The organism is Pedococcus sp., from assembly GCF_036554925.1.
In the GTDB taxonomy this organism is placed as follows: Bacteria; Actinomycetota; Actinomycetes; order Actinomycetales; family Dermatophilaceae; genus Pedococcus_A.
The window spans coordinates 1-11,445 of sequence record NZ_DATBMI010000140.1; the positions used below are offsets into that span (position 1 = coordinate 1).

11 protein-coding genes and 1 tRNA gene are annotated in these 11,445 nt (G+C 72.4%); 10 read left to right on the forward strand and 2 right to left on the reverse strand.

Features of this window, described 5'->3' with window-relative positions; genetic code table 11:
* Positions 1-465 (forward strand): tyrosine-type recombinase/integrase (locus VIB11_RS11460; RefSeq protein WP_332031357.1); only part of this gene is annotated, 465 nt, incomplete at its 5' end.
* A 92-nt stretch (positions 466-557) separates the two neighbouring features.
* Here VIB11_RS11460 and VIB11_RS11465 read toward each other — a convergent pair.
* Positions 558-631, reverse strand: a tRNA-Gly gene (locus tag VIB11_RS11465).
* 172 nt (positions 632-803) lie between these two features.
* Between VIB11_RS11465 and VIB11_RS11470 the strand changes: the two genes are divergently transcribed.
* From VIB11_RS11470 to VIB11_RS11510, 9 genes are all read left to right on the forward strand, one after another.
* Positions 804-2,069 carry a low temperature requirement protein A gene (locus tag VIB11_RS11470; RefSeq protein WP_332031359.1) on the forward strand — a complete coding sequence of 422 codons (1,266 nt, stop codon included), beginning with the start codon at positions 804-806 and terminating at the stop codon, positions 2,067-2,069.
* Positions 2,070-2,079: 10 nt separating this feature from the next.
* Positions 2,080-2,655 (forward strand): dCTP deaminase, encoded by a 576-nt coding sequence (dcd, locus tag VIB11_RS11475; protein ID WP_332031360.1) that lies wholly within the window; start codon positions 2,080-2,082, stop codon positions 2,653-2,655.
* 6 nt (positions 2,656-2,661) lie between these two features.
* Positions 2,662-3,042, forward strand: a complete 381-nt coding sequence (gene cutA / locus VIB11_RS11480; protein ID WP_332031361.1) for a divalent-cation tolerance protein CutA — start codon at positions 2,662-2,664, stop codon at positions 3,040-3,042.
* A gap of 19 nt (positions 3,043-3,061) precedes the next feature.
* On the forward strand, positions 3,062-3,685 hold the full coding sequence (locus VIB11_RS11485; RefSeq protein WP_332031362.1) for an alpha/beta hydrolase: 624 nt from the start codon (positions 3,062-3,064) through the stop codon (positions 3,683-3,685).
* A 10-nt stretch (positions 3,686-3,695) separates the two neighbouring features.
* Complete coding sequence (locus tag VIB11_RS11490; RefSeq protein ID WP_332031363.1) at positions 3,696-4,814, forward strand: ABC transporter ATP-binding protein; 1,119 nt, start codon at positions 3,696-3,698, stop codon at positions 4,812-4,814.
* Positions 4,811-5,458, forward strand: coding sequence for an ABC transporter permease (locus VIB11_RS11495; RefSeq protein WP_332031364.1), 648 nt, complete (start codon positions 4,811-4,813; stop codon positions 5,456-5,458). Before VIB11_RS11490 ends, VIB11_RS11495 begins: the two co-directional genes overlap by 4 nt.
* Complete coding sequence (locus tag VIB11_RS11500; protein ID WP_332031365.1) at positions 5,455-6,267, forward strand: ABC transporter permease; 813 nt, start codon at positions 5,455-5,457, stop codon at positions 6,265-6,267. The genes VIB11_RS11495 and VIB11_RS11500 overlap by 4 nt, the downstream gene beginning before the upstream one ends.
* Entirely contained in the window at positions 6,264-7,193 is a 930-nt protein-coding gene (locus VIB11_RS11505) for an ABC transporter substrate-binding protein (protein ID WP_332031366.1), read from the forward strand. Before VIB11_RS11500 ends, VIB11_RS11505 begins: the two co-directional genes overlap by 4 nt.
* A 259-nt stretch (positions 7,194-7,452) precedes the next feature.
* Positions 7,453-9,888: a helix-turn-helix transcriptional regulator gene (locus VIB11_RS11510; RefSeq protein ID WP_332031367.1), complete on the forward strand. Its 2,436-nt coding sequence runs from the start codon at positions 7,453-7,455 to the stop codon at positions 9,886-9,888.
* 74 nt (positions 9,889-9,962) lie between these two features.
* Here the strand turns inward: VIB11_RS11510 and VIB11_RS11515 are convergent.
* Positions 9,963-11,445 (reverse strand): (Fe-S)-binding protein (locus VIB11_RS11515; protein WP_332031368.1); only part of this gene is annotated, 1,483 nt, incomplete at its 5' end.

The window sequence follows — 11,445 nt, forward strand, 5'->3', positions numbered from 1 at the left end:
GTGGCGTCCAAGCTGGTCATCAAGGAACCGAAGTCCCAGGCGGGCGTCCGCTCGGTCGCTCTCCCGCAGTGGCTGATCCCTGAGCTGCTGACTCACCTCGAGCAGTTCGCCGAGCCCGGCCCAGATGGACGGGTCTTCGTCGGGGCGAAGGGCTCCACGCCGAGGCGCGGTCATTGGACGAAGGTCTGGCGCGCTGCGAAGGGGAAGGCCGGCGTGGATGAGGCGGTGCACCTCCACGACCTCCGACATACGGGCAACCACTTGGCGGCGGCGTCGGGCGCAAGTACTCGTGAGCTGATGGGTCGGATGGGTCACAGCAGCATGCGGGCCGCACTGATCTACCAGCACCGGACGGCCGACCGGGACCGCCTGATTGCCGACGCCCTGGACAGCCTCATCGACGCCTCCCAGAAGTCTCGACCGGGCGGCAGGAATGGGCACGAAGGCCAAGGAACGCGCTCCTGATTGGGCACGTAGAGGGCACGCGGCGGGATCAGGGGGCCAACAAGAGGAAAGCCGCAGGCGGGGAGCGAATCCCTGACCTGCGGCTTTGTCGTTGGAGCCGGTGACGGGAATCGAACCCGCGTGTCCAGCTTGGGAAGCTGGCGCTCTACCATTGAGCTACACCGGCAGGCACCGCCTCGGCGGCGGTGCGCGTGGCAGTCTAACCGAACCCCGCGGCCCTCCCGCCACCGCGTCTCTACACGGTGCACGACCGCGGTCCAGGCCCCACGGCATACCCGCCGCCACCGGCCCGAGCAGCCCGCGCACGCCGCCACGGAAGCCGACGTAGAGTTCGCTGCGTGAGCAGCCTGCGGGCGATCCCGTGGTCGCGGCCGATGGCCCCGCGCGACCCTGCCGAGGGCCACCGCGTCGCCACGCCGCTCGAGCTGTTCTTCGACCTCGTCTTCGTGGTCGCGATCGCCAGCGCCGCCGCCGAGCTCCACCACGGTCTCAGCGCCGGGCACCTCGAGGCGGTCGTCGGCTACGCCATGGTCTTCTTCGCGATCTGGTGGGCGTGGATGAACTACACGTGGTTCGCCTCGGCCTACGACAGCGAAGACGTCGTGTTCCGCCTGCTCACCTTCACGATCATGACGGGCTCCCTGATGCTCGCCGCCGGGGTCCCCGACCTCTTCGACGACGGGCAGTCGGGAGTGGTGGTCGCGGGGTATGCCGTGATGCGGCTCGGCATGGTCGCCCTCTGGCTGCGGGCGGCGAGGGCTCACCCCGAGGGCCGACGCACCGCGCTGGTCTACGCCGGCGGGATCGCCGTAGTGCAGGTCCTGTGGATCGCCCGGCTGCTCCTGCACGGCGAGCGGCTGCTGGTGGCCACGTTCTTCCTCCTGGTCCTGGCCGAGCTGAGCGTGCCGCTGGTGGCCGAACGGGTCGGCGCGCCAACGCCCTTCCACCCGCACCACGTCGCCGAGCGCTACGGGCTCTTCACGATCATCGTGCTCGGCGAGGTGATCCTGGCCAGCGTCCAGGCCATCCAGGGAGCGATGTCCGACCCCGCCGCCGCCGGCTCGGCCGGGCACGCCGCCCCGGCACCCGGCGGCGCCGGCCCCAGCCCGCAGCTGTGGCTGCTGGTCGTCGGCGGGTTGCTGCTGGTGTTCTCCCTGTGGTGGCTGTACTTCAAGCGCGACCACGTCGACCTCATCGGCCAGGGCCGGCGCATCACGTGGGTGTTCGGCTACGCGCACGTGCTGGTGTTCGCCTCGGTTGCCGCCGTCGGGGCCGGGCTGGCCTCCGCCGTCGACGTCGTCCAGGGCAGCGCCGTGGCCTCCGACCGGGCCGCTGCTCTCGCCCTGGCCATACCCCTGGCGATCTACGCACTCACCCTCGCCGGACTGCACGCGGCTGCCGACCGCGACCCCCGGACCCTGGTCTCCGCGGTGGCCACCAGCGGGTTCGCCGTCGCCATCGCCCTGCTCGGCCTCGAGACCGGGCTCGCGGTCCTGCTCATCGGCGTGGTCGCGGCGGGGGCCGTCGCCGAGCACGTCCTCGTCTCCCGACGCCACGTGGCGGCCGGCGCGGACGGGCCGGTCGCGGGACACCCCTCGCGATAGCGTGTCCCCCGTGCTGCTCAGCGACCGCGACATCAAGGCCGAGATCGACACCGACCGCGTCCGGCTCGACCCGTACGACCCCGGCATGATCCAGCCGTCGTCGATCGACGTGCGGCTCGACAAGTTCTTCCGCCTGTTCGACAACCACAAGTACCCCGTCATCGACCCGGCCAAGGACCAGCCGGAGCTGACCCGGCTCGTGGAGGTGGAGCCCGAGGACGGCTTCGTGCTCCACCCCGGCGAGTTCGTCCTGGGCTCGACGCTCGAGACCGTCAGCCTCCCCGACGACCTCGCGGCGCGTGTCGAGGGCAAGTCCTCGCTCGGGCGGCTCGGGCTGCTGACGCACGCCACCGCCGGCTTCGTCGACCCGGGCTTCTCCGGGCACGTCACCCTCGAGCTCAGCAACGTGGCGACCCTGCCCATCATCCTCTGGCCGGGCATGAAGATCGGCCAGCTCTGCTTCTTCCGACTTTCCAGCCCGGCCGAGAACCCTTACGGGAGCGCGAAGTACGGCTCGCACTACCAGGGCCAGCGCGGCCCGACCGCGAGCCGCTCCTACGCCAACTTCCACCGCACCGAGGTCTGAGGGCCCGTGGCCCGCGCAGGGGTGGACCAGCGGCCCGACGCGCAGGCCGGGCTCAGCAGCGAGCAGATCGTCGAGGTCCGCGTCACCGCACCCGACGCGGCGGTGGCGCAGGCGATCGCCTCCGGGTTGGTCGAGCGGCGGCTGGCTGCCTGCGCCCAGGTGCTGGGTCCGATCACCTCCACCTACTGGTGGGAGGGCGCGGTCGAGACCGCCCAGGAGCACCTCGTGCTGGCCAAGACGACGGCGGACCGCTTCGAGGGCATCCGCGAGCACGTCCGCTCCGAACACCCCTACGACAATCCCGAGATCCTGGCCGTTCCCGTCACCGCAGCCGCAGGCACGTATGCCGCGTGGCTGCGTGAGGTGCTCGCCGCCAGAGATGACTGAGCAGGCAAGGACGGCCGGTGTGAGCAGCGCTGAGCTGAAGTGGACCCACGAGGCGAGCAGCGCCCGGGGCGTCGTGGTGGTCCTCCACGGGGGCAAGAGCCAGAGCCGGGTGCCGGCGAGCTGGTGGAACCTGCCCGTGCTGAGGATGGTGCCGTTCGCGCGCGCCGTCGCCGCCGAGGACGACCAGCTGTCCGTGGCGATGCTGAAGTACGCCGTACGCGGCTGGAACGGGTCGGACGCCAGCCCCGTCGCCGACGCCGAGAACGCCCTGGAGCAGGTCGGCGCACGCTACCCCGGCGTGCCCGTCGGGCTCCTCGGCCACTCGATGGGTGGCAGGGTCGCGTTACGGCTGGCAGGCGACCCCCGCGTCAGCGCCATCGTCGCGCTGGCCCCCTGGGTGGAGCGCACCGACGTCGCCAGCAGCCACCCGGGGCTGCGGGCCCTCGTCATGCACGGCACCCGCGACCGCATCACCTCACCACGCAACGCCAAGGCGATGGCGGAGGCGATGGCAGCCCTCGGCGCGGACGTGGCGTGGCGCCCCGTGGAGGGCGAGACCCACAGCATGCTGCGCCAGGCGGGGCTGTGGCACCGCGAGTCCGCAAGGTTCCTGGCCGAGCACGTGCCCGCCGCGCTCGGTTAGCGTTGGCGCCATGATCGCCTTCGACGGGGTGACGAAGCGCTACCCCGACGGCACCGTGGCCGTCGACGACCTGAGCTTCGCCGCCCCCACCGGCCAGATCACCGTGCTGGTCGGACCCTCGGGCTGCGGCAAAACGACCTCGCTGCGGATGGTCAACCGGATGATCCAGCCGACGGCCGGCACGATCACGCTCGACGGCCACGACACCGCGCGGATGAAGGAGTCCGACCTGCGGCGCGGCATGGGCTACGTCATCCAACACGCCGGACTCTTCCCGCACCGCACGGTGCTCGACAACATCGGCACCGTGCCGCGCCTCCTCGGCTGGGACCGCCGGCGCACCGAGGCCCGCGCCAGGGAGCTGATGGAGCGCGTCGGGCTGCCCGAGTCGATGGCCGGGCGCTACCCGGCGCAGCTCTCCGGCGGCCAGCAGCAGCGCGTCGGGGTGGCCAGGGCACTCGCGTCCGACCCGCCGGTCATGCTCATGGACGAGCCGTTCAGCGCCGTCGACCCGGTCGTCCGCGAGCAGCTCCAGGACGAGTTCCTCCGGCTCCAGGCCGAGCTCGGCAAGACGATCCTCTTCGTCACCCACGACATCGACGAGGCCATCAAGCTCGGCGACCAGGTCGCGGTGCTCCGGGTGGGGGGCCGGCTCGCGCAGCTGGCCGACCCGGCATACCTGCTGGCCCACCCGGTCGACGACTTCGTGGCCGACTTCGTCGGCCGCGATCGCGGCTACCGCGCGCTGAGCTTCCAGCCCACGCCTCGGCTGCCGCTGCGGCCGGAGCGCACCCTCACCCTCGGCGAGAGCGCGGCCGGTGTCGACGGCGACTGGGCCCTGGTCGTGGACCACGCCAACCACCCGCTCGGTTGGGTGGAGCCGCGTCGCATCGACGGCGAGGTGACCGAGCGGATGCTCCACCGCGGGGGCACCGTGGCCAGGGCCAGCGGCCCGCTGCGGGCCGCCCTCGACGCCGCGCTGTCCTCGCCGAGCCGTCGCGGCGTCATCGTCGACGACTCCGGCGCGCTCGCCGGCACGGTGCGTGCCCACGAGGTGCTCACGGCCATCGAGGAGGCCGAAAGGCCCGAGGTGGCCGACCCGCTCAACCCCGGGGCCCCGGCACCGTGACCTGGTTCCTCGACCACATCCCCGAGGTCCTGGACCTCACCTGGCAGCACGTCTACCTCGCCGGGGTGCCGCTCCTGCTCGGTCTGCTCATCGCCCTGCCGCTGGGGTGGATGGCCCGCCGGTACCGGCCGCTCTACCTGCCCTTCACGGCCGGCTTCGGCCTGCTGTACACGATCCCGAGCCTCGCGCTGTTCATCCTCATGCCCGGGATCCTCGGCACCCGCATCCTCGACACCGCCAACGTCATCGTCGCCATGACGCTCTACACGGTGGCCCTGCTGGTGCGGACCGTCGCCGACGGCCTGGGATCGGTGCCCGAGGACGCGGCCCAGGCGGCCACGGCGATGGGCTTCGGGCGCGGGCGGCGCTTCTTCGCCGTCGAGCTCCCGCTGGCGGTGCCGGTGATCTCCGCGGGGCTGCGCGTCGCCGCCGTCAGCAACGTCAGCATCGTCAGCGTGGGCGCGATCATCGGCATCCCCCAGCTCGGCCTGCTCTTCACCGACGGCTTCAACCGCACCTTCTACGACCCCATCGTCGTCGGCGTCATCGGCTGCATCCTGCTCGCGCTGCTCTTCGACCTCACCATCCTCGGCGTCACCCGGGCCCTGACGCCCTGGCTGCGAGTGGCGGGGGCCCGACCGTGATCGGCGACATCATCGGGTGGCTCTCGGACCCGGCGCACTGGTCAGGGCCGGACGGCGTGGCGCGGCGGACGCTCGAGCACCTCTGGTACTCGGCCGTCGCCCTGCTCGTCACCGCCGTCATCGCCATCCCCATCGGCCTCGTCATCGGGCACACCGGCCGGGGGAGGGTCGTCGTGGTCAACCTCGCCGGCGCGGCCCGGGCGATCCCGAGCCTCGGCCTCCTCTTTCTCCTCACGCTCTTCTTCGGTGCGCGGCTGACGGGCGACGCCGCGTTCCTGGTGCCGAGCCTCATCGCGCTCGTCGTGCTGGCGATCCCGCCGGTCCTCGCCGGCGCCTACGCCGGGGTCGAGAGCGTCGACCCCGCAGCGCGCGACGCCGCGAAGGGGATGGGCATGACCGGCTCGGCCGTGCTGCTGCGGGTCGAGCTGCCGTGCGCCCTGCCCCTCGTGTTCTCCGGGCTGCGCTCCGCCGCCCTCCAGATCGTGGCCACGGCAACCATCGCCGCCATCGTCGGGCTCGGCGGGCTCGGCCGCTTCCTCATCGACGGGCTGCGCACGCGGGACTTCCCGCAGATGGCCGCGGGTGCGCTGGTCGTCGCTGTCGTCGCCCTGCTCGTCGACCTCGCCTTCGCGATCGTCCAGCGGTATGCCGTGTCGCCGGGACTCACGGGGCGGCGCACGGGACGGCGAGCGGGACCGGGCCGCGGTGGTTTCGGTCGCATCACTCCGTCCCGGAACCAGTCGCGCGTACCGGACGAGCAGGCGAGGATGGACCCCAGCAGGTTGACCGATCAAGGAGCAGGCACGTGAGAACACGCAGGATCGCACTGACCATCGGCACGGCCATCGCCCTCGTGACGGCAGCCGGCTGCGGCTCGAGCGAGGAGACCGACCCTTTCGCGACCGGGAGCGCGAGCAGCCCCGCGGGCGGGTCGGGCACCATCACCGTCGGCTCCGCCGACTTCCCCGAGAGCGTGCTGCTCGCGGAGATCTACGCCGGCGCCCTGGAGGCCAAGGGCGTCACCGTCGCCAAGAAGCTCCAGATCGGCTCGCGGGAGGCGTACATCCCGGCGCTGCAGGACGGCTCGATCGACCTCATCCCGGAGTACACCGGCGTCCTGGCGCAGTACTTCAACAAGGACGCCAAGGCCACCGACTCCGAGGGTGTGTACACCGAGCTGCAGGCGGCCCTGCCCGACACCCTCACCGTCCTCGAGAAGTCCGCGGCCGAGGACAAGGACGCCGTGGTGGTCACCAAGGCGACCGCCGACAAGCTCCAGCTGAAGTCGATCGCCGACCTCGAGGGCAAGTCGCAGGACCTCGTCCTGGGCGGTCCGCCGGAGTGGAAGACCCGGCCCACCGGCGTGCCCGGCCTGAAGAAGGTCTACAACCTCGAGTTCAAGGAGTTCAAGCCGCTCGACGCCGGCGGCCCGCTGTCGGTGAACGGCCTGAAGAACGGCCAGGTCGACGCCGCCAACATCTTCACCACCGACCCGAGCATCCCGGCCAACGACTTCGTCGTGCTCGAGGACCCGAAGAGCCTCTTCGCGGCGCAGAACGTCGTTCCGCTGGCCACCAAGGCCAAGGTGAACCCCACCATCGAGGGGGCGCTCAACGCCGTCTCCGCCAAGCTCGACACCAAGACCCTGACCGACCTGCTGGCCCAGGTCGTCACGGACAAGAAGGACGCCGACGCCGTCGCCGCGGAGTTCCTCAAGGCCAACGGCCTCGCCTGACGTCCGCGCAAGAGCCGGCTGAGGTCGCGACGGGTCGTACGCGGAAGAGCCGGATGCGGCTCCCCCGGGCTGCATCCGGCTCTTCTGTGGCGGAAATCCCCGAACCGCCCTTGGCCCAGCCCCGGTGCTCGGGGGACGCCCCTCCGCGCCTCCCGAACACCGGCCCCTGGCTGGTCTGGTCACAGAGTGCCCGGGTGCGGCGTCCGATGGCATCGGTGGTTTCACCGATATTCGACGACGGGCTCGATAGCCTGATGCGGTGCTGACGCCGTGCGTGGGGAGGGGGGACACCCTTGACCGGGTCGAGAGCCTGCTGGGCTCCGGCCGGTGGGTGACCCTGACCGGCGCGCCCGGGTGCGGCAAGACGCTGCTGGCCCGGCACGCGGCGGTCGCCCAGCCGCGCACGGTCTGGGTGGCAGCGCGGGACCTTCCCGGGGCCGACGAGGTCGTCACCGCCTGCCTCGACGCGCTCGGCGCGGACGTCGCACCGGGTGACTCCCCCTTCCTGGCGCTCAAGCGGTCGCTCGACGGCCAGGACCTGCTGCTCATCCTCGACGGAGTCGACGCCATCGACGGCCTTGGCGACCTCTGCGAGGACCTCGTCGAGGCGACCGAGGGCTTCCGCCTGCTGTGCACCGCGGTCACGGTCGCCGGCAAGCCCCACGAGCAGGTCGTCCGCCTCGGCCCGCTGCCCGTGCCCCGGCGCGGCCAGCCGCTCGAGGGCCCCGCGGTCGAGCTCTTCCTGGCCCGCATCGCCTCGGCCGGCGGCCACCCGGTCGACCTCACACAGCACGAGCAGAACGTCCGCCGGCTGCTGCAGGCCAGCGGCGGCCTGCCACTGCTCATCGAGCAGCTCGGGGTGCAGATCGCCCTCGTCGGCGTCTCCGACGTGACGCCCACCGCCTCGCTGGCCGAGGCCGTCATGGCGTCGTACGCCCTCCTCGACGAGCAGCAGAAGCGGGCGTTCCGGCGGCTCGCCGTGATGGAGCAGCCGGTCAGCCTCGACGTGCTGGCGGACATCACGGGCGCGTCGAGGGCGGAGGCGGCCCAGCTCGCATCGGGCCTGGCCCGGCGGAGCCTGGTCGAGGTCCACCCCGACGGGCGGTTCGACATGCTGGCCCCGATCCGCAGCTGCGGTCGAATCCTCGTGCGCGACACGACGGACCGGGACGACGCCCTCGCCGGCCTGCTGCGGTGGGCCGAGCGCGTGACGCCGTCCGACGGCATGAGCGGCGCCGCGGACGAGGCGTGGCTCGCCGAGCTCGGCGTCATCCGGCAGGCCATCGCGGCCGCCTGCGCCGACCCAGCCACCCGCCCCCTCGGCTACCGCCTGGCCAACAACATCTTCTCCTCGCTGTACACCGCCATGCGTGCCCGCGAGGCCGTCGAGATCCTCGAGGCCGTGCTCGAGAGCGGCGACGGTCCCGCCGACATCGGCTCCCAGGTCGCCCGGCGGGCGGGCATCTGCGCCTCCGAGGTGCGGGGGACCTACGAGGGGCTGGCGCTGCTGGACCGCGCCGAGCGCTTCGCCGTCATCGGCCCTGACGCCGACCGGCAGAAGGCGCGCAACGCCTCCATCCGCGCCGAGATGCACCTCGACGCCGGGGCGCTGGACGCCGCCCGTGCCGAGGTGGAGCGAGGCCTCGCCCTGGGGTCCGAGGACCCCTACGTCGTGCGCCAGCTCCGCCGGACCCTGGTCGACATCCACGTCTGGCGGGGTGAGTTCGACGACGCCGAGGCGCTCGCCGACCTCGTCATGCGGGACGCGTCGAGGGACGAGCAGTGGATGGCGCTGTCCGCCCGGATCCTCATGGGGGTCATCGCCGCGGAGCAGGGCCGCGCCGTCGAGGCCGCCGCCATCGCCCGCGCGGCCCGTGAGCACGCGGTGGAGCTCGCCGAGGACCGCATCGCCCTGCTCGCCGACACGCTCTACCGCTCCGTGGTCCCCACCCGCCACCCCCGTGCCGTGGACCACGAGTCCCTCCCGTGGGGTGTGCGGCTCGGCGTCCAGCTCCAGGCGGCCCGCGAGCTGGGCGCGGCGGGGGAGTGCCACCGGGCGGCCGGTCTGGCTGCCGACATCATCGTCCTGGCCGACAGCATCCGCCTCGGCCGTGACGGCGTGGAGGCCCGGCTCCTGCTGGGCGACGCCCTGGTCGCGTGCGACGAGATGGCGCAGGCCGTCTCGGCCTACCTCGGGGCGCTGCGCCAGGCGACCGAGCTGGGCTTCCCGCTGCGCGCCGCAGATGCCCTCGAGGGTCTGGACCGCGCACTCGTGGCCGAGGGCAGCTCCGCGGCGGGCCGGTGCACCGCCGCGGCCAAGGCGCTCCGGACGAGCCGCCGGGCCGTGTCGCGCCAGCGGCCCGGGCTCCCACCGGCGAAGGGCACGCCGCACCGGGGGTGCCCCGCGGACTGGGTCGTCGGCGGCCAGTTCACGGGGGCCGGGCTCGAGGCCGTGACCGCGCTCTTCCGCGAGCACAGCGGCGGCGGGGCCGAGGACGCCTCACCCCTCGCGCTGCTCACCCGCACCGAGCGCACCGTCGCCATGCTGGTCGCGCAGGGGCTGACCAACCGGCAGATCGCCGAGCAGCTCTTCGTCTCGCCGCGCACGGTCGACGCCCACCTCGCGCACATCTTCCGCAAGCTCGACATCAGCTCCCGGGCGCGGCTCGCGGCCCTCATGGTCGACCACACCTGACCCGCACCGTGACGTGAGGAGGGCCGGTATGCCGCCCACGCGGCATACCGGCCCTGGCCCTGCTCCCAGCCGGGTCAGGCGGTGGGGGCGGGCTCCGGCTCGGGGTCCGGGGTGGGCTCGGCGACCTCGGCAGGCGCGGGCTGGCCGCCGTCGCCGCGGCGGACGGCCGCGAGGAGCATCTGGGCGACGTCGACGACCTCGACCTGCTCGCCCTGTCCCTCGGACTGCTTCTGGGTCAGGCCGTCGGAGATCATCACCCGGCAGAACGGGCAGCCGATGGCGATGCGCTCGGCGCCGGTCGCCAGCGCCTCCTCGGTGCGGTTCATGTTGATCCGGGTGCCGAGCTTCTCCTCCATCCACATCCGGGCACCGCCGGCGCCGCAGCAGAACGACTTCTCCTTCGTGCGCTCCATCTCCTTGAGCTCCACGCCCGGCAGCGCGCCGATCAGCTCGCGCGGCGGGGCGTAGACGCCGTTGTGGCGACCGAGGTAGCACGGGTCGTGGTAGGTGACCGTGTCGGCGGTGGAGGCGACGTCCTTGGTCGACGACATGCCGGGCCGGTCGGTGGGGCGGGCGACCGGGACGAGCAACTTGTCGCGGACGAGCCGGTTCAGCAGCTGCGTGTGGTGCAACACCTCGTACTGCCCGCCGAGCTGCGGGTACTCGTTCTTGATGGTGTTGAAGCAGTGCGCGCAGGTCACGACGATCCTGGTCGCCCCGGCCTCGTTGAGCACCTCGACGTTCTGCTGCGCCAGCATCTGGAAGAGGAACTCGTTTCCGGCGCGGCGGGCGGAGTCGCCGGTGCAGGTCTCGCCGTCGCCGAGGATGGCGAAGGAGACCCCGGCGGTGTCGAGCAGCTCGGCCACGGCGCGGGTGGTCTTCTTGGCGCGGTCCTCGTAGGCGCCGGCGCAACCGACCCAGAACAGGTAGTCCACCTCGTCGGCGGACTCGACGTCCTGGCCGAGGATCTTGACCTGGAACGGCAGGTCCTTGGCCCAGTCGAGGCGGGCCCGTGCGGCCATGCCCCACGGGTTGCCCTTGTTCTCGAGGTTCTTGAACAGCCCGCCGAGCTCGTTGGGGAACGCGCTCTCGATGAGGTTCTGGTAGCGGCGCATGTCGACGATCGCGTCGACGTGCTCGATGTCGACCGGGCACTGCTCGACGCAGGCGCCGCAGGTGGTGCACGACCACAGGACGTCCTGGTCGATCACGGCCTCCGGGCCGTGCGGGTTGTATGCCGCGAGCGGCGAGTCCGCGGCATACCCGGTCCCGCCCACGAGGGGCACCTCAGCGAGAACGGCAGCGGAGGCGAGGCCGTTCCCGTCCGCGCTGGCCTCGCCCAAAGCCGTGCGGTCCTCCTCGGTGGCCAGCAGCCAGGGGGCCTTGGCGTGCGCGTGGTCGCGCAGCGTCATCACCAGCAGCTTGGGGGAGAGCGGCTTGTCGGTGTTCCACGCCGGGCACTGGCTCTGGCAGCGGCCGCACTCGGTGCAGGTGGTGAAGTCGAGCAGGCCCTTCCAGGTGAAGTCCTCGACCTTGCCCACGCCGAGGGCGGCGTCC